Genomic DNA, 18,042 nt, shown 5'->3' on the forward strand with positions numbered 1-18,042 from the left:
CTCGGCCTCGGGCCCTGGACACTTCGACTCCCTGACGGGCCACGGGATTTCACTCGAACGAGTTATCGAATATCCCTAGCATGTTGACGCCCCATCACGTCACCATGGACGCAGCCGTATGAACCGCCGGTTTCAACCCAAGGGCCTGAGCCTCCGTCAGCTCATGGGCCCCAGTGCGCGCCAGACCCGCTCGAAGACCTCGTACGCCTCCGCTCCGAACAGTACGAACCGAATCTCAGCCAGCTCCGCCCGCTCCGCCAGTTCCGCCGCCGCTTCCGTGGCAGTCACGAGGGCGATCCGTGCCACGTCCTCCAACGGCCACCCGTACACCCCGGCCGAGATCGCCGGGAACGCCACCGTCCGCGCCCCCAACTCGACCGCCACCCGCAGCGATTCCCGATAGCAGGAAGCCAGCAGCCCGGCCCGCTGCTCGTACTCCTCCGGCAGATACACCGGCCCGACCGTGTGCACGACCCACCTGGCCGGCAGCCGGCCGGCCCTCGTGGCGACTGCCCGACCGGTCAGCAGACCCTTGCCGTAACGCGAGGCCCGCAAGCTGCGGCAGTCCTCCAGAATCTCCGGGCCGCCCCGGCGGTGGATGGCGCCGTCCACCCCACCGCCGCCGAGCAGGGAGGAGTTAGCGGCGTTCACAATCGCGTCCACCTGCTGCTCGGTGATGTCACCCTCGACCAGCGTGATCTGTGTCACCGGACCGGACCTCCCGTCACACCGCCTCCACAGGGCGCCCACAGTAACCGCCCGGCCCGCTGAGAGCGTGGCAATTACCACATCGGCGCCGGTCGGCCAGAGAAATCCCCGGAGATCACGTTATGGTCGCGAGAAGCTCCCCGACGCACGGTGCCATGCGGGCACTGAGCACGGATCTCAGCCGTTGCCCAGTCGGGGAAAGGGAGGATCGACCAATGCCCGCAACGGGAGACGGGCGGGCACCGCGTGCCTCGTACCGGCCGGGCAGCACCGGCGGAGTCTTGACCGAACGTGCCGGCAGCACGACTGAGCACGCCGCCGGCCAGACCATCGGCGCGGCCGCCGATCAGCTGGACGGCGGCGGCGAGACCGCCTCTGGCCGGTCGGCCAGGCGGACAGCAGGACTCGCTGCCCTCCGAAGGGACGGACGCGTCAGCGGGCGGACCGACAGCAAAATGAACGCCCGGGCAGGCGAACCCGACCTCGAGGACACCGAATCCGCCGCCGTGCACGCGGACGGGCAGGACGGGCAGCCCGAAGGACGGATCGGCAGCCGCAACGACAGGCGCATCGACGGCGGCACCAGCCCCATACCGCACCCTCGCGGTACCAACGGCATCCCCGTGACACCCTCCCGCGGCACGCCGTTCCGACTGCTCGTCATCGAGAGCGACGTCTCCGACGCGGTGCTGATCGAACAGCTGGTCGCCGACAGCGGTGCCGCCATCGAGATCCACTGGGCTCACGGGATCGACCAGGCCGCCGCTCTTCTCTCTCCCACCCTGCCCGCGGCTCGCCGGAGCCGCCCGCGCGGTTCCGACTTCAGCTGTGTCCTGCTCGACCTGGCCGCCCCCGGCGAGCTGCCCGCCCTGCCGGACTCGTCGGGCGTGTCCGGCCCGCCCGGCCCGCACAGCCGACCCGGACTGCTCAGCCGGCCCGACGGCTCCGGCCGGCCGGACGCCAACGACGGCACCGAGGGCCTTGACTCCCCGGACGGCTTGGACGGGCTGCGCGAGCTTCTTCGGCGCGCGCCACACACCGCCGTCGTGGTCCTGACCGACGCCGGCAGCGCCGAGCTGGGCGCGGCCGCCGTCGCGGCAGGAGCCCAGGACTTCCTCGTCAAGCACGAGACCGACGGACCACTGCTGGCCCGCGCCCTGCGCTACGCGGTCGAGCGCAAGCGGGCCGACGAGTCGCAGCGCCGACTGGTCGAGGCCGAGCTGCGCGGCCAGGAGAACGCGCGCCTGCAGCGGCACCTGCTCCCCACCCCTCTCCTCGACGGGGCCGGGCTCGCCTTCACCCGCCGCTACCGCCCCGGCCGCCGCCGGGCACTCCTCGGCGGCGACTTCTACGACGCCGTCCGTACCGGCGACGGCACCGTCCATGTGGTGATCGGCGATGTCTGCGGCCATGGTCCGGACGAGGCCGCCCTCGGTGTCGCCCTCCGGATAGCGTGGCGCACCCTGGTCTTCGCCGGGCTCACCGGCGAGAAGCTCCTCAGCACGCTTCAACACGTCCTGGAGCACGAGCGGCGCAGCGACGAGATCTTCGCGACGCTCTGCATGCTGGTGCTCTCCCCCGAGCCGACTGCCCCGACTCCCTCGGCCTCCCCGGCTCCTCACGCTCCCGCGGCTCCGGCCTCCGCCGGGGCGGTGGAGCACGCCCAGCTCTATCTGGCCGGGCACCCTGCCCCGCTGCTGCTCCGGCCGGAGGGGCGGCCCGTGCTGCTCCCGTCCGACCAGGCCGGCCCGGCGCTGGGGCTGGTCCCGTGCGACGACGGCCAGGCGGTCTGGCCCGCCCAGCATCTGGAGCTCCAGCCCGGCTGGCGGCTGATGCTCTACACGGACGGGCTGGTCGAGGGCCGGGTCGGCGCCGGTTCCCCTCGGCTCGGCCAGGACGGCCTGGTCGAGCTGATCGGCGACCACCAGTCCACCGGCCTCACCCGTGGCCGGCTGGTCGACAGTGCCATCGCGGAGGTCGAGGAGCTCAACGGAGGCTCGCTGACCGACGACGTCGCCGTCCTGCTGCTGGAGCGCAACCCGGCGCCCGTCATCATGGGCTGACTGCCAGGGCTGTTGCGGACTGTTGCGGGCCGCGAAACGCGGTGGGAGCGGTACCCGATCGGGGTACCGCTCCCACCATCACTTCACCGTTCTACTGCACCGAGGTCACCACGGACCGTACGGGCCCGTGTTCCGCCGGTTGCCGTTGCCGCCGGAGCCACCGGTCAGCTGCCTGATGGCGGGGCGGACATCCACCATGTAGACGATCGCGGCGACCAGTCCGACCAGCGACAGCAGGGCGAACACACTGCCCCCGAGCAGCAGGTCCAGCGCAAGGGCGATGCCAAGAATGATCAACCAGAACTGCTTCGTCTTCTTGTCCGCCGCACGGTAGGCGTCCTCGCGCCGCGTCGCCGCGTCCACGAAGGCGAACAGCTTGAAGCACACCATCGCGGTGGTCAGCCACCAGAACGGGTTCAGGAAGTCGAAGAGCAGGATCTGCACCACTGCGGTCTCCTCACTGCGGCTACGGCAGCACCGGCTTCGCCGACACCGGGGCGGGCAAGGTCACTTCCCATCGTGGCACGACCGGGCACCCGTACACCGGACAACGAACCGACCCTGCGGGATGTGCCCGCATTACTTCTCGGTGGACGCCTACTTCCCGGCGGCGGCCGCGGAGTCCTCACCGGAGCTCTCGGCGGGCTTCTCGCCGGACTTCCGCGCCCGCGGGGTCTTCTTCGCCGAGGCCGAAGCGGTCTCCTCAGCGGGCTCCTCTGCCACGATCCCGGCCTCGACGGGCTCCTCGGCATCGACCGCGACCACGGCGGGCCCGGCCCCCTGGGTCTGCGTCCGGTCCTCGTCCTGGCCCTTGTCCACGACCGCCTTGCCGCGCACGGCCAGCTCGTCGTAGACCTCCTTCGCCTTGACGGCGAGCTCCGCCGCCCGGCCCACCTGCTGCAACGCGAAGACCTGGGCCTTCTCCTGCAGCACCTTGAGGTCGGTCGGCAGCGTGGTGACCGTCTCGGTCACCTTCGCCTGCGCCTCGACCAGCCGGGCCTGCGCCTCCTGCAGCCGGACCGCAGCCTTCTCCTGGGTGCCCTTACGGTCGGCCGCCAGCGCCTCGACCTTGCCGGGCACCTCGCGCAGCTTCTCGTACGCGAGATCGCCGGCGCCCGCGAGGGCGTACAGCGGAGTCGGGTCGCTGAGGGTCTTCTTGATCTCGTCGGTGATCGGCATGACCGGTCCTCCCTTGCGTCGACGGCCCGGCCACGGGCCTGTCGTAGGTCTTCGCCCGGTGGCCACCCGGCTGGACGGCCACCCATATTCAGTCGTTCGGTCCTTGTCGGCTGTTCAGCCCTTGTCGGCTGTTCAGCCCTTGTCGGCGGGTATCGCCGCCGTCGCCCCGTCCGTCGACGGACCTTCCTTGTTCTCCTTCAGGAAGGCGTCGTAGACCGCGAGCAACGCCTGCTTCTGCCGCTCGTTGATCAGCGGATCGGCCAGGATCGCGGCTCTCAGTTCGAGCCCCTCACCCTGCCGTTCCTCCAGAATCCCGGCCTGGACGTACAGCGTCTCCGCCGAGATCCGCAGCGCCTTGGCGATCTGCTGCAGGATCTCCGCGCTCGGCTTGCGCAGCCCGCGCTCGATCTGGCTGAGGTACGGGTTGGACACACCGGCAGCCTCCGCCAGCTGCCGCAGCGAGAACTGTGCGTTCCGCCGCTGCTCCCGGATGTACTCGCCGAGCGAGCCGACGTTGAGTGAGGCCATACCCGCAGTCTGCTCCGCCCTGCTTGCAAATGCAAGCAGGGCGCTAACATTAGCAACCAGTGCAGGTCGCCCGAGCGTCGGATCCCCACCTTCGACCAGCCCGCCGAGTAGGACGCCGGCGTGAACGCTGCGACAGGTCTGCGGCGTACTCATGCCCGGAGCTGGATGAGACCAGACGGCGCGTCATGTTCCCGGCGCGGAGATGTGATCAGTTGTCCCGTCCCGGAAGGCCGGCCGCACGGTCGTCCAGGACAGGTGTCGGTAGGATCTCCTGCCCATGGACGCGAGTGCAGGAAACGAGATGATCGCTATTCCGCCGGGGCAGGTAACGCTGTCCGACCGGCGGACACAGCGCAGTTGGTCGATCGAGCTCGCGCCGTACCGGCTGGCGGCGCTCCCGATCACCCAGGCGCTGTACGCACGGATCACCGGCCGGCGGCCAAGCACTGCCCAGGGGGACCAGTTGCCCGTCGAGGGCGTTTCCTGGTGGGATGCGGTCCGGTTCTGCAACGCCCTGTCCCAACGCGACGGGTTCGCGCCCGCCTACCACCTCCATGCCAACGGCGAAGGCATCGAGTGGGACGAATCCGCCGACGGGTACCGGCTGCCGACCGAAGCCGAGTGGGAGCACGCCTGCCGTGCCGGTACGACCGGGCCGCACTACGGGCCGCTCGACGAGATCGCTTGGTACCGCGGCAACTCGCACGAGCGAATCCACGACGTGGGCGGCAGGCAGCCCAACCCGTGGGGCCTCTACGACATGCTCGGCAACGTCTGGGACTGGTGCTGGGACATCTACGACGCCGAGGTCTACGGCACCTACCGGGTGCTACGTGGCGGTGGCTGGTTCGACGAGCACTGGAGCTGCCGGGCCTCCGCGCGGCGGCGCAGCCACCCGGGCTTCCAGGTCGACGACGTGGGGTTCCGCATCGCGCGTTCCATCGTGAGCTGATCCGCGTCGTCTGCGACGACCGCTTCCCGCGCGTCCTCGAACGCGACACCCGCCGCATCCGTCAGGGGCACAGGCCGCCGGCTGCTTCGGCCTGCGGCGGAACCTCAGTCACCGGAGCCGGTCATCTCCCGGTAGGCGGACGCCAGCAGTACGGCGAGGTCGCGGCCGGCGACACGGATGCCCGAGGGGCCGAGGTCCGCGATCGCCGGTCCGAGCTCGGCCCCGGTGTCCCCGGGAGCGGCCCCATGCGGGCCGGCGGGCGTGACGGGCCCCGCCGGAGCGGCGTGGAGGGTGAAGTCGCCCTCCCAGAAGGTGTCCAGGCGGGCGGCGAGTGCGTGGGCGTCGGTCATCGGTCGGTCACTCCAGCTGTGGTGGCACCGGTCGCTTCTCCGGCCACTCCGCCGCCTGCTACTGCGACCGCCGTCTCGGTCTCGCCGATCGCGTCGGCGGAGAGGGAGACGAGTTCGCGCAGGGAGGCGGCGGAGAGGTCGGTGAGCCACTGCTCACCTTCGCCGACCACGGCTTCGGCCAAGGCCCGCTTGGACTCGATCAGTTCGGCGATCCGCTCCTCCACCGTGCCGACGCAGACCAGGCGCCGGACCTGGACGTCCCTTCGCTGGCCGATCCGGAAGGCGCGGTCGGTCGCCTGGTCCTCCACCGCCGGATTCCACCAACGGTCGAGGTGGATCACATGATTGGCGTTGGTGAGGTTGAGCCCGGTACCGCCCGCCTTGAGCGAGAGCAGGAAGATCCGGGGGCCGTCCGGAGACTGGAAGCGGGCAACCATCTCCTCGCGGCGGCGCTTCGGCACGCCCCCGTGCAGGTAGAGCACCTCTTCACCGAGCCGCTCCACCAGGTGGGGCTGCAACATCCGGCCGAACTCCGCGTACTGGGTGAAGACCAGAACCCGGTCGCCCTCGGCGAGTGCCTCCGCCAGGATCTCCTCCAGCCGCGCCACCTTGCCCGACCTGTCACCCAGCTCCGCTCGGTCGTGGAGCAGTTGGGAGGGATGGTTGCACACCTGCTTGAGCCTGCCGATCGCGGCGAGTACGGCTCCCTGGCGCTCCACACCTCGAACGCCCTGGAGGCGCTGCAGCAGATCGGCCACCACGGCCTGGTAGAGCCCGGCCTGCTCGGGGGTGAGGTTGCACCAGACCGTGATCTCCTGCTTGGCGGGGAGTTCAGCTGCGATCACCGGCTCCGACTTGGACCGGCGCAGCATGAACGGGCCGGCGAGCCTGCGGAGTCGGCCGGTTGCAGCGGAGTTCCCGTTGAGCTCGACCGGGATGGCGTAGCGCTCCTTGAAGGACTCGGCCGAACCGAACAGCCCGGGGTTGGCGAAGTCGAGTACGGCATGCAGCTCGGCCAGCCGGTTCTCGACCGGGGTGCCGGTGAGCGCGATACGGTGCTCTGCCCTCAGCGCACGCACGGCCCGAGACTGGGCGGTGGCCGCGTTCTTGATGAACTGGGCCTCGTCCGCGATGACCCTGCGCCAGGAGATCCGCCCCAACTCCTCGGCGTCCCGCTGGACCAACCCGTAAGTGGTGATGACCAGGTCGGCCCCGGCCGCGACGGCCTGGGCGACCGAGCCTTCGGCGCGGTCCGCGCCGTGGTGGACGTGGACTCGCAGCATCGGGGCGAACCTGGCGGCCTCCCGCTGCCAGTTGCCGACCAGGGACATCGGGCAGACCAGCAGATTGGGCACCGGAACCCCGGACGGCCGCCCAGCCCGTTCCGCTTGTTCCTCCCGTTCCGCCCGTTCGCCCTGCTCGACGGCCAGCAGGGCGAGGGTCTGCACGGTCTTGCCCAGGCCCATGTCGTCGGCCAGGACGACCCCGAGGCCGAGCTGCGCCATGGCATGCAGCCAGGCCAACCCCCGCTCCTGGTAAGGGCGGAGGGTGGCTCCGAAGTCCTGTGGGAGGGCGGGCGGCGGCGTACGCTCGCCACCGCGCACGGGGCCGTCGACCGCGCCCGGCGCGCCGTCCGTGGCATCAGGGTCCGCCGAGGCGTCCGCGAGGAGCGCGCCCAGCGGACCGGTGGCCTCGACCCGCGTGACCGGCAGCCCGGCAACCTGTGCCGACGGATCGAGTGCCAGGCGCAGCACCTCGGTTGTGGACATGGACCCGCCGCCCCGATGGGACAGGAAGGCGAGCGCGGCCGCGATCTGGCTCGCGTCCACCTCGATCCATCGGCCGCGCAGCCGGACCAGGCCCTGTTGTGCGGCGCCCAGATCAGCCAACTCCTGCTCGGTGAGGGTGAGTTCGCCGAGTGCGGCCGCCCAGCGGAAGTCCACGACTGCGTCACGGTCGATCTGCCCGGTCCGCTCGATGGCCCCGGCCACGGGTGTACGGGCTGCCGTCAGGGCCAGCCCGAGCCGTGGGCGGCGCTGCCACCAGGCGGGGAGCAGCACGCCGAAGCCGGCCTCGGTGAGGGCCGGAGCGGCCTCGCGAAGGAAGGAGAGCGCCCCGGCGCGGTCGAGGGTGAGGCCGGTGGGGCGGGAAGCGCGGAGCGCCGGGCGGAGTTCGGGGCGACGGAGGACGGCCCGGTCGAGTTCTGCGGTGTACGTCTCGACGGGGTCCGCGACCTGCCGAGCGAGAGCAGCCGGCGCAGGGCCGCCGGACCAGAGGTCGTCGGCGGTGACCAGGAGGGACGGCGTCTCGACTGCCTGGAGGAGGAAGTCGAGACGCCAATCGTCGTCACCGGCTCGATCGTTGGGATTCTCGGCCGGACCACCGTCACCGTCATGGCCGGGCGGTTCGTCGTCGCCGAGCGGTTCGGAGAGCCGGAAGCAGAGGCGCAGCAGCCGCCCGGGAGCGCCGGCCCCGGCGTGCCAGGCTGCCAGCCGTTCCCGGAGGTCGGCGACGGCCCCCGAACGTCCGCCGCCAGAACGCCCTTCGGCGGAACCTCCGTCGGCGGAGCGCCCGTCGTAAAAGCGTCCGTCGGTGGAGTGCGAGCAGAGGGCCGCCAGCCATGCCTCTGCGGTGCCGGCGGGCGCGCGCCGCAGCGGGGGCGGTGCGCCTTCCAGGGCGACGCGGGTCTCACGGTCGGCCAGGACGTCCAGGACCTCGGCGAGCAGTTCGGCACCGGTACGGTCCGGGGCGCCGGGCCGGTACTCGGCGAGACAGATCGGCGGACACCCGGCGGCAAGTGCCTCGGCCTCGCGCCGGGCAAGTGCGTCCGGCGCGGGCTGCCAGCGCGCGTAGGCCGCTCCGCTCTCCTCCTCCCGGAGTACGGGCAGCACACGCCCCCGGCCGACGAGCCGCCAGGCGAGGTCGTGGACGGCGGTCAGCCAGCGCACCGAGGCGCCGTAGGCAACCTCGACCGCGCCCATTCCGGGGAGTTCGGCCGTGGCCACGGACCCGTGGGGGTCGAAGAGTTCACCCAGCAGCTGGGCAGCCTCGACAGGGCCGAACACCAGTACCGGCACCCGCCATGGGGACAGCAGGATCCCGCGCCCGACGGCACCGACGGGCAGCTGCGGGGACGGAGTGGGCGCTGCGCCGAGGCCGGGAAGCAGCAGAGTGGCCCATCGCTCGGGCGCCTGCTCGGCGAGCCAGCCGAGCCCCGGGCCGATGCCGGCGAGAAGGCGCGCGAGGAAGCCGGCGGGGCAGGCATAGGGGTGGGCGGCGACCCGTACGTCCTTGCGCGCTCGGCGCACCAGCGCTCCGGGTGCGCCTGCCGTTGCGAGTACGCCGGGCTCCCCGGTGCCACCGGAACCACCGGAACCACCGCCCACGATCGACCCCCCTGGCAGGCCGGACTCGCCGGACTCAGCGGGCCGGCCGACGGGTTCGCGGGGAGCGCCGTACGCCTGCGCATCCTCGGCCCACAGGGCCAACCGGCCGTCGGACTGCCAGAGCGCGTGCAGGGCGTACATCGCTCTGACCTCCCGGAATACGTTGCGGACCCGATGGCGGAGTCGACGGCGGGCGTGACGGCGGGCGTGACTGCGGACCCGATCGAGCCTATCCGGGTGTCCATAGCGGACCGGAACTGTCCTATACCGCCGATAGCGTCGGTCGTGCCGAAGCGGGGAAACCCCCACGACGAGAGGTAGTCGAAATGCCCATCCTGGTGCGCACGGAGACCGACGAGCGGGACGGCCTGCTGGCCTTCCTGGACGCCCAGCGCGGTGCGATCCGCCGCGCGGCCCACGGCCTGAGCGAGGCCCAGGCGGTGGCCACGCCCAGCGCGAGCAGCCTGTCGGTGGCCGGGCTGGTCAAGCATGTGGCGCGGTGCGAGCGCTTCTGGATCGTCGGCATCCTGGCGGGTGACGAACGCGGGCGGATCAAGCCCGCCGACTGGGCGGACGAGCACCGGCTGACCGAAGGGGAGACGCTCGCGGGCTGGCTCAAGGAGTACGAGGCGGTGGCCACCGAGACCGAGGAGATCATCCGGGGCCTGCCCAGCCTCGAGGTGGACGCTCCACTGCCGGTGGCGCCGTGGTTCCCGCCGAACAGCCGCCGTACGGCGCGCTGGATCCTGCTGCACCTGATCGAGGAGGTGGCGCGGCACGCGGGCCACGCGGACATCGTCCGCGAGACGATCGACGGCCGCACGGCCTTCGAGCTGGTGGATGCCACCAAGCACTGAACCCGAGGGCAAGGCGGCGCACACACGGCCGTCCGGGGGATTCCCGAGGGAATCCCCCACGCCATGGTTGAACATTGAACAAAGGGGGGCTATGCTGGTGCCAACAAGTTGAAGCCTAAACAAATGGCTTCGGAGCACCAGGAGGAGCCATGGGCATCTTCAGCCGCAACAAGACCACCGCCACCACCACCGCTACGGCCGTCCGGGCCCCCGAAGGCCCCGACCTGTCCCACCTCAACGGCGACTACACCATCGACCAGGCCCACAGCCGGATCGGTTTCGGTGTGCGCCACGCCATGGTCACCAACGTTCGCGGCGAGTTCGCCGAGTACGAGGGCAAGCTGCGCCTGGACGGCAGCGACCCCGCCAACTCCTCCGCCGAGCTGGTGATCAAGGTCGCCAGCATCGACACCAACCAGGCCCAGCGTGACGAGCACCTGCGCACCGGCGACTTCTTCGCCGCCGACACCTACCCGGAGATCATCTTCCGCAGCACCTCTGCCGAGCGGCTGCGCGGCGACTCCTACCGGATGACCGGCGATCTGACCATCAAGGACACGACCCGCCAGGTCGTCCTCGACCTGGACTTCACCGGCAACGCGACCGATCTCTACGGCGCGGAGCGGGTCGGCTTCGAGGGCTCGGCCACCATCGACCGTACGCAGTGGGGACTCACCTACAACGCGGCGCTGGAGACCGGTGGCGTGCTGATCGGCGAAAAGGTCAAGCTCTCCTTCGACATCTCCGCCGTCAAGGCCGCCTGAGCCTCGGCCCACCCGGCGAGCACCCGACTGCGCTACCTCGCACGAGCGTTACGCTCCGCGCACTGCCCCCGCCGACCCCCGGACGGCGGGGGCGCTCGCACGTCCGGACGGCTCTCGCGGCCGAGATGCCGGCGACCGCCGGCCGCGAACCGTCAGCCGTCAGCCGTCCAGCAGGGCGGCATCCTCGCGCGGCAGCCAACTGCCGGACGGCCGCCGCAGCCAGCCCTCGCGCGCACCGAACTCCGCCGCCGCAGCGCGCAGCGCGTCCAACCCGGGGTGGCGCAGCTCCGGGCGGTGGACCAGTCCGACCAGGCTCAACGGCACCGGTTCGACCAGCGGGCGCGTGACGGAGCCCGGCACCGCAGGGCCCCCGGTCGTGGTGAGCATCGCTTCGCCATGGCGCGCCAGGTAGTGCGCCAGCTCGCCCACACCGACCGGCGGACTGTACGGCGGTGCGGCCACCAGGCCGTGTGCGTCGACGAGCTGCCGTCCGAGATCGGTCCACTCGGTGGTGGCCTGATTGCCCGCGCAGATGTCCAACGGGTGGCCGGCCAGGGCGGCCACGGGGATCTCCGGCAGTCCGGCGAGGGGGTGGGCCTCCGGCAGGATGACCGCCATCCGCTCCAACCGTACCGGCTCGTGCGCGAGTTGGGCTCGTACCGGTGCCGCAAGACCGGCGAAGCGGCCGAAGGAGACATCCAGCCGGTGTGCCAGCAACTCCCCTGCCGCCGAGGCGAGTCCACCGTGGTAGCGGGCAAGCAGCTCGCACTCGGGGCGGGCGGTACGGGCGGCGGCGAGCAGCCGGTCGGCCGTCAGGTCCTCACCGGTGACCGCACTGTTGAGGTCCACCAGCAGCGCCCGCCCGGCGGAGCCCGCCACGATCTCGTCGTGCAGGGCCAGCAGGCGACGCGCCTGCGGGAGCAGCCGCTCCCCGGCCGGGGTGAGGTGGACGGTACGGGTGGTGCGGCCGAACAGGACTTCGCCCAGCGCCCGTTCGAGCGTCCGGACATCCCGGCTGAGGGCCTGCTGGGCGATATGCAGCCGCTCGGCGGCGCGGCCGAAGTGCAGGGTCTCGGCGGTGGCCACGAAACCGCGCAGTAGTCGCGGGTGCAGATCAACGGGCATGTCGGCAGGCTAGCAACGCGCTTCCCCACCCCCGGCCGGAAGGCGGCGGGCCGTCGCTCCGCCTGAAGCGCCGGGCTGATTGACAACAGCAGTGCGTCAATCCGGCAGAACAGGTGTTGGACCGGACGGACCCGGCACGGCCACGCTTGAGGCCGTCCCACTCCACCCGACCCGGGAGACCCGTGCTCGCCTCGTACCGCCGCATCTTCACCCCGCCCGGAGCCGTCGCCTTCACCCTGGCAGGGCTGCTGGGAAGGCTCGCCTTCTCGATGACGGGCGTCGGCACCGTGGTGATGATCGCCACCCGCCGCGACTCGTACGCCCTGGCGGGGGCGGTCTCCGCGGTCGGCGTCGCGACCGTCGCGGTCGGAATGCCGCTGCTGGGGCGGCTGGTCGACCGCTACGGGCAGGCCCGGGTGGCGGTGCCGAGCGTCCTGGTGGCCGCCGCACCGTTCGCCGGACTGCTGCTCTGCGTGCACTACGGAGCGCCCACCTGGACGTACTTCGTCTGCTGGCCCGCCGCCTCGGTGCTGCCGAACCTCGGCGGCATGGCCAGGGCCCGCTGGGCCCACCTCCACCGGGACGACCCGGCCGCCCGGCACCTCGCCAACTCCCTCGAACAGGCCCTGGACGAACTCTGCTTCATGGCAGGGCCGGTGCTGGCGATGCTGCTCTGCACCTCGCTCTTCCCGGAGGCCGGGCTGCTGGCCGGCGGACTGATGGCGACCGGCGGCACGCTGCTGTTCGCCGCGCAGCGCCGTACCGAACCTCCGGTGCAGCCCGTGCAGCCCGTGCAGCAGGACCGTGACGGCATCTGGCGGACGGGCGGACTTCGGGTGGTGGTACCGGTCTTCCTCGCCACCGGGGTCGCCTTCGGTTCGATGGAGGTCGCCACCATCGCGTACTCGGACGCACTCGGCCAACGGGCACTCGGGGGCGGGCTGCTGGCGCTGATGGCGGCCGGATCGTGCGTGTCGGGACTGGCCTTCGGACTGGTCAGGACACGGCGGTCGGCGGCGTCCGTGTTGCTGACGGGGGTGGCCGCGATGGCGGGGCTCCTGCTGCTGCCGCTGGCCGTCTCGGCCTCGGGGGCGGGACTGGCGCTGCTGGCGGTCGCACTGTTCGTCGCCGGATCCGGGACGGCCCCGACCATGGTGGCCGGGATGACGGTGGTCCAGGAGGTGCTTCCTGCCGGGAAGTTGAACGAGGGGATGTCACTCGCCGTGTCGGGCATCATGATCGGGATCTCGGCCGGATCCGCAGTCGGCGGCACGATCGCCCAGCACACCGCCCCCGGCACCGGCTACGCGGTGCCCGCCGGAGCGGCGGCGCTGGCCCTGCTGCTCACCGCTGCGGGGTACCGCCGACTGCGACCTCACCGGGCCTCGACCACCGCAGCCGCTACGGCTGCGGTGACTGCCGCGGCTGCCGCGGCACGGGCGACCGACGCAGCGCCGAATGCGGAGGCGGTTGTCAGTGCCGGCCGCTAGCGTTGCGGTCATGGGGGCACAGGCAGCGGACACGCGCCGAACGGAGATCAGGTACGTGCGCGGCGACGCCACCGCGCCGCAGGGCAAGGGCGTCAAGGTGATCGCGCACGTCTGCAACGACCTGGGCGGCTGGGGAAAGGGCTTCGTGGTGGCACTCTCCCGCCGCTGGCCCGAGCCCGAGGCGGCATACCGGCGCTGGCACCGCGAGCGCTCGGGCAACGACTTCGGCCTCGGCGCGGCACAGTTGGTGCAGGTCGAGCCCTATGTATGGGTGGCCAACCTGGTGGGCCAGCGAGGCATCCGGACGGGGCGCTCGACAGGCGTTCCGGTCCGGTATGAGGCGATCGACGCAGCGCTGGGCCGGCTCGGCGAGCACGCGCTGAGACTCGGCGCCTCCGTCCATATGCCCCGGATCGGCTGCGGCCTGGCGGGCGGCCGCTGGGAGCTGATCGAGCCGATGGTCGCGGCGCGGCTGACGGATCGAGGGGTGCCCGTGACGGTCTACGACCACACCTGACTCCGCATCCTGTCGGTGCGCCCCGCAGCAATCCGGTACTGCTCCGCCGGAGCAGTACCGGCAGGCGGAACGGCCTCCCCCGCCACCAGGACGCCAACTGCCCCGCAAGGTCATCAACGACTATCTGGCGAACGACACCCCACCCTCGGAGGCCCGCATGTGCGCAAAGGACACCCCCAGCTCCGGCCCCCGGCGCGGCAGGGCGTCAGCCCCTCGCCCCCTCTCCGCCCGGCGCCCAGGTGTACTCGTACTCGGGAAGCGTGAAGCCGCCCGGGAAGTACCCCTCGCGCTCGTCGGTACGGACACCGCCCTCGCGCTCGTAGAAGGCGACGGCACGGGTGTTGCCGGCCAGCACCTCCAGGCAGAGGGGCGCGTGCGCAGTGCGTGCGAGCGCCTCGCGCAGCAGCGCCCGGCCGATGCCGCCGCCGGTGCGCCCCGGCCTGACATGCAGGTTGTCGAGCAGCACCCGGCCGTCCGGCTGCGGGACAAGGTAGGCGAAGCCGACCACCTCCCCGTCGGCCTCGGCGATCAGCAGCACCGGGGTGTCGGCGGGTTCGCCGTAGTCCGCGGTGAGCCGGATCGCCCACAGCTCGCGGCGCTCCTCCGCCAGTCCGTCACCCAGCGCCTCGGCCGGGACGATCCCGGCATACGTGGTGCGCCAGCTCTCGGAGTGCAGGGCGGCGACGGTGGCCGCGTCGGCAGCGCCCCCGACGCGGATGACGGTCTGTCGGTTCATGTGACGAGCCTCCCACGCCGCCGACTTGAACGCGTTCAGCGGTGTCGTTAGAGTCGTTCCCGGGTGGTTTTGAACGCGTTCGAAACCACCCGGGGGCCGCCGGCCGGACACCGGAAGGCCCGGGGGGGTGGAGGGGGATCGGGGGCGCGGGGGCGCCGGACTGTGCCGTACCGGATGAACAGGGGACATCCCGTACGGCGCAGCCCGATCGCGTAGAACGTCCCGCGACGGCGTCCGGCTAGGCTCAGGAATCGTGGACGACGTGGCAACGACGAACGGCGGAAACGGCCCTACGAGCGGGGACGGCCTGGCGAACGGGAGCACCCCGGGCAACCGGCTGCCCGCTTCAGACCCGGCCGCGGAGGTGCGCACCGCACCGACGACCGAGGTGCGCGGCGGGCGCGCGCAGCCCAAGACCGACAAGAGCGAGCAGACCCGTGCGCTGATCCTCGAAACCGCCATGCGACTCTTCCAGGAGCGCGGTTACGACAAGACGACCATGAGAGCCATCGCCGCCGAGGCGGGCGTCTCGGTCGGAAATGCGTACTACTACTTCGAGTCGAAGGAATTCCTGATCCAGGGTTTCTACGACCGGATGACGTACGAGCACGCGGCGGACGCCAGAGCCCGGATGGCCGGTCGCAAGGATTTCGCCGAGCGGCTGGAGATCGCCCTCACCTCATGGATCGACTGCGCGGTCGAGTACCACGAATTCGCCGCCCAGTTCTTCCGCACGGCGGCCGATCCGACGAGCTCGCTGAGCCCGTTCTCCAACGAGTCCCATCCGGCCCGCACGACGGCGGTCGAGCTGTTCAGCGAGGTGCTGACCGGCTCGGAGCTGGCGCCCAAGCTGGACTCGGAACTCGCGGAGCTGCTGCCCGACCTGCTCTGGCTCCATCTGATGATCGTCGTCCTCTACTGGGTGTTCGACCGCACCCCGGACACCGAGCGCACCCGCGAATTCGTCCGCCGCTCGACTCCGATGGCGGCACGCATCATCAATCTCTCGCGCTATCGGGTATTCCGCCCGATCGTCCGGGACGCCAAGGACTTGATCCAGGACTTCATCCTGCCCACGATCGGCCGCACCGCGAGGCCGTAGTCGACGGAGCGGCCTGCTTCCCTGAGTCCGGGTGAATTCGGTCGAGCAGGGCCGCTCCGTTTCGCGACGGGCTCAGCAGACCGACCCAGCAAACCGACCCAGAAGACCGGCTCAGAAGCCGTCCGGGTTCCATGGTGCGAGCGGCGTGCGCAGCAGCCGGTCGGCAGCGGCAACACCGCCCGGGCGCAGTTCGGTGAGCAGCGCGACGGCAGCCAGTCTGGGCGCCGTCTCGTCGCCGAGGTAGAGCGAGGCGAGTGCGCCGGCGCCGAGGGCCAGATCCGGTTCGTCGTCGGTGGGGGTGCAGCTGCCGGTGCCGTCGGCGCCGGCCTCCAGCGCCCAGCGTCCCCCGGCGTAGCCGTCCGGGTCGCCGACCTGGAGCACCACGCGGCCGGGCGCGGCGTAGCGGCGGGCTGCGAAGGCGCCGGGCGCATCGAGCAGACGCAGCCAGGTGAAGTCACTGTTCTCGGCCTTCGGGGTCGCGGCGCGCGGCTCGTTGAGCAGCAGTGGGAGCGGGTGGTCCGCACCGCAGCTCCGGACCACGACCTTGCGCACCCAGTCCACGGAGCAGAGGAACCGCCACAGGGCGACGGTGGTGCCGGAGTCGAGGGCGAGGAAGTCGTTCACCGTGAGCACGGAGTTGGGGTAACTGCCGTCCCAGACCTCGTCTGTGCGGTAGACGGCGAGCCCGGTGACGGTCCCCTCGGCGTCCCGGTGCAGGGCGGCAAACGGCTCCTTCCAATCGAATCCGGGCATTGCATGCCGATGTTCATCAACCTCCGCCCGAGCGGGCGCACCTGGGGCGGGTACCGGGTGTACTCGGGTTTCCGCTCGCAGAGATCGGCCGGATCCTCGATGACCCGGACGCCGCTGCGTGCGACCACTTGCGTCGGCAGCGGTCACAGCTCGTGGAGCGCATCTCCCGCCTGCAGAAGATGCCCTGCGCAGTCGATCGCATGATGGAGGCATCGAAGACCGGAATGCGGTTGACTCCGGAGGAGCAGGTCGAACTCTTCGGCGACGACTGGCAGCCCGCCTGGGCCGAGGAGGCCGAGGACGGTCTCGACCTGTGACCTTCGCTGAGGAGCTGTGGCCTGCACCTGGCAGGTGATTGACTACGCCGCATGGACCTCGCGCGAGCGTTCCCTGCATGCACGGACGTGCTGACGAGCTGTTCCGGTCGGGATGCCGGCCGGTACTCCCCCGCCCGACGGGACGGCCTGTCATGAGTGCCGGTGGCATGCCGTCGGAGCCCGGCCCTGTCTCGATGGTTTGGGATGCGCCCCCTTTCGACCCAGAACTGCGTGTGGCGCTGGGGGCTTTGGGGGACGGGGCAAGGGAGCCGTTCACGCTGGAGAACCTTGCGGCCCGGCAGGAGCGGGATGCTGCGGCCCGGCCCAGGCCGACGGTCCGGGATCTCCGGGCCGACGGCCGCTTCGAGGTGGATGAGCTGCGTGTGCCGGGAGCGTCGGGCGGGCAGGACGTCACACTCGTGAGCGCACGGCCCGCCGGGATCGCCAGGCCGCTGCCGCTGCTGTACTACATGCACGGCGGCGGAATGATCATGGGCAATGCGTGGTCCGTACTTCCGCAGCTGCTTCGCGAGTGGGCTCTCACGCTGGAGTTGGCCGTCATCTCTGTCGAGTACCGACTGGCACCGCAGGCGCAGTACCCCGGACCGGTGGAGGACTGCTACGCCGGATTCGTCTGGGCGGCTGTGCACGCGGCCGGACTGGGCATCGACGCGGACCGCATCATCGTCGGAGGAAAGAGTGCCGGCGGCGGACTCGCCGCGACACTCGCCCTGCTCGCCCGTGACCGAGGCGGGCCCACACCGATCGGGCAACTGCTCCTGTGCCCGATGCTCGACGACCGCAACAACACCTTCTCCAGCCACCAGATGGCCGGCATCGACACCTGGGACCGAACCTCCAACGCAACCGCGTGGCAGGCGCTGCTGGGCGACCGGTACGGCACTGCGGACCTGCCGCCCTACGCGGCTCCCGCCCGCGCTACGGATCTGTCCAAGCTGCCCCCGGCCTACATCGAGGTCGGGTCGGCCGAGACCTTCAGGGACGAGGATGTGGCCTATGCCAATGCGATCTGGCAGGCCGGCGGCCGAGCCGAACTGCACGTATGGCCCGGAGCCTTCCACGGCTTCGACACCTTCGCACCACGGGCAGCTCTCAGCCAGGACGCCCGCAACGCCCGTTCCCGCTGGCTTCGGCGCATCCTCACACAGTCCGATGCGAGCAGCCCACCTGCCCGCTGAGCACGTTACGGCGGCC

At 71.3% G+C, this 18,042-nt stretch carries 17 protein-coding genes; 8 read left to right on the forward strand and 9 right to left on the reverse strand.

What is annotated here, in order from left to right; genetic code table 11:
• Positions 1-156: 156 nt before the first annotated feature.
• Positions 157-708, reverse strand: a complete 552-nt coding sequence (locus tag P3T39_RS07165; protein WP_280696499.1) for an O-acetyl-ADP-ribose deacetylase — start codon at positions 706-708, stop codon at positions 157-159.
• A 281-nt stretch (positions 709-989) separates the two neighbouring features.
• On the opposite strand from P3T39_RS07165, the gene P3T39_RS07170 reads away from it, so the two are divergent.
• The gene (locus tag P3T39_RS07170; RefSeq protein WP_280696500.1) at positions 990-2,771 is read left to right on the forward strand and encodes a SpoIIE family protein phosphatase; all 1,782 of its coding nucleotides are present in this window, start codon (positions 990-992) and stop codon (positions 2,769-2,771) included.
• A 105-nt stretch (positions 2,772-2,876) separates the two neighbouring features.
• Here P3T39_RS07170 and P3T39_RS07175 read toward each other — a convergent pair whose 3' ends face one another.
• The 3 genes from P3T39_RS07175 to P3T39_RS07185 all read right to left on the reverse strand — a co-directional run bounded on the left by P3T39_RS07175 (position 2,877) and on the right by P3T39_RS07185 (position 4,478).
• Positions 2,877-3,209: a DUF2516 family protein gene (locus tag P3T39_RS07175; protein ID WP_280696624.1), complete on the reverse strand. Its 333-nt coding sequence runs from the start codon at positions 3,207-3,209 to the stop codon at positions 2,877-2,879.
• A 159-nt stretch (positions 3,210-3,368) separates the two neighbouring features.
• Positions 3,369-3,950: a hypothetical protein gene (locus P3T39_RS07180; RefSeq protein ID WP_280696501.1), complete on the reverse strand. Its 582-nt coding sequence runs from the start codon at positions 3,948-3,950 to the stop codon at positions 3,369-3,371.
• A gap of 132 nt (positions 3,951-4,082) precedes the next feature.
• Complete coding sequence (locus P3T39_RS07185; protein WP_280696502.1) at positions 4,083-4,478, reverse strand: helix-turn-helix transcriptional regulator; 396 nt, start codon at positions 4,476-4,478, stop codon at positions 4,083-4,085.
• A 277-nt stretch (positions 4,479-4,755) separates the two neighbouring features.
• Here P3T39_RS07185 and P3T39_RS07190 point away from each other — a divergent pair, with 277 nt between their 5' ends.
• Complete coding sequence (locus P3T39_RS07190) at positions 4,756-5,430, forward strand: formylglycine-generating enzyme family protein (RefSeq protein ID WP_280696503.1); 675 nt, start codon at positions 4,756-4,758, stop codon at positions 5,428-5,430.
• 104 nt (positions 5,431-5,534) lie between these two features.
• Here P3T39_RS07190 and P3T39_RS07195 read toward each other — a convergent pair whose 3' ends face one another.
• Positions 5,535-5,780: a hypothetical protein gene (locus tag P3T39_RS07195; RefSeq protein WP_280696504.1), complete on the reverse strand. Its 246-nt coding sequence runs from the start codon at positions 5,778-5,780 to the stop codon at positions 5,535-5,537.
• Positions 5,777-9,307, reverse strand: a complete 3,531-nt coding sequence (locus P3T39_RS07200) for a DEAD/DEAH box helicase (protein WP_280696505.1) — start codon at positions 9,305-9,307, stop codon at positions 5,777-5,779. The genes P3T39_RS07195 and P3T39_RS07200 overlap by 4 nt, the downstream gene beginning before the upstream one ends.
• Positions 9,308-9,492: 185 nt before the next feature.
• Here P3T39_RS07200 and P3T39_RS07205 point away from each other — a divergent pair, with 185 nt between their 5' ends.
• A complete protein-coding gene (locus P3T39_RS07205; RefSeq protein ID WP_280696506.1) occupies positions 9,493-10,023 on the forward strand; it encodes a DinB family protein in 531 nt (176 codons plus the stop codon).
• 149 nt (positions 10,024-10,172) lie between these two features.
• The gene (locus P3T39_RS07210; protein WP_280696508.1) at positions 10,173-10,787 is read left to right on the forward strand and encodes a YceI family protein; all 615 of its coding nucleotides are present in this window, start codon (positions 10,173-10,175) and stop codon (positions 10,785-10,787) included.
• Between the two features lie 159 nt (positions 10,788-10,946).
• On the opposite strand, the gene P3T39_RS07215 is transcribed toward P3T39_RS07210, so the two are convergent.
• A complete protein-coding gene (locus P3T39_RS07215; RefSeq protein ID WP_280696509.1) occupies positions 10,947-11,912 on the reverse strand; it encodes a LysR family transcriptional regulator in 966 nt (321 codons plus the stop codon).
• Between the two features lie 113 nt (positions 11,913-12,025).
• Between P3T39_RS07215 and P3T39_RS07220 the strand changes: the two genes are divergently transcribed.
• The gene (locus P3T39_RS07220; RefSeq protein ID WP_348534312.1) at positions 12,026-13,402 is read left to right on the forward strand and encodes an MFS transporter; all 1,377 of its coding nucleotides are present in this window, start codon (positions 12,026-12,028) and stop codon (positions 13,400-13,402) included.
• A gap of 10 nt (positions 13,403-13,412) precedes the next feature.
• A complete protein-coding gene (locus P3T39_RS07225) occupies positions 13,413-13,919 on the forward strand; it encodes a macro domain-containing protein (RefSeq protein WP_280696511.1) in 507 nt (168 codons plus the stop codon).
• 205 nt (positions 13,920-14,124) lie between these two features.
• On the opposite strand, the gene P3T39_RS07230 is transcribed toward P3T39_RS07225, so the two are convergent.
• Complete coding sequence (locus P3T39_RS07230) at positions 14,125-14,655, reverse strand: GNAT family N-acetyltransferase (RefSeq protein WP_280696512.1); 531 nt, start codon at positions 14,653-14,655, stop codon at positions 14,125-14,127.
• Between the two features lie 364 nt (positions 14,656-15,019).
• Here P3T39_RS07230 and P3T39_RS07235 point away from each other — a divergent pair, with 364 nt between their 5' ends.
• Positions 15,020-15,757, forward strand: a complete 738-nt coding sequence (locus P3T39_RS07235) for a TetR family transcriptional regulator (RefSeq protein ID WP_280696625.1) — start codon at positions 15,020-15,022, stop codon at positions 15,755-15,757.
• A 111-nt stretch (positions 15,758-15,868) separates the two neighbouring features.
• On the opposite strand, the gene P3T39_RS07240 is transcribed toward P3T39_RS07235, so the two are convergent.
• A complete protein-coding gene (locus tag P3T39_RS07240; protein WP_280696513.1) occupies positions 15,869-16,510 on the reverse strand; it encodes a sterol carrier protein domain-containing protein in 642 nt (213 codons plus the stop codon).
• Positions 16,511-17,021: 511 nt separating this feature from the next.
• On the opposite strand from P3T39_RS07240, the gene P3T39_RS07245 reads away from it, so the two are divergent.
• Positions 17,022-18,026, forward strand: coding sequence for an alpha/beta hydrolase (locus P3T39_RS07245; protein WP_348534313.1), 1,005 nt, complete (start codon positions 17,022-17,024; stop codon positions 18,024-18,026).
• The last annotated feature ends 16 nt before the right edge of the window (positions 18,027-18,042 follow it).

Origin of the sequence: Kitasatospora sp. GP82, assembly GCF_029892105.1 — a bacterium.
Taxonomy (GTDB): Bacteria; Actinomycetota; Actinomycetes; order Streptomycetales; family Streptomycetaceae; genus Kitasatospora.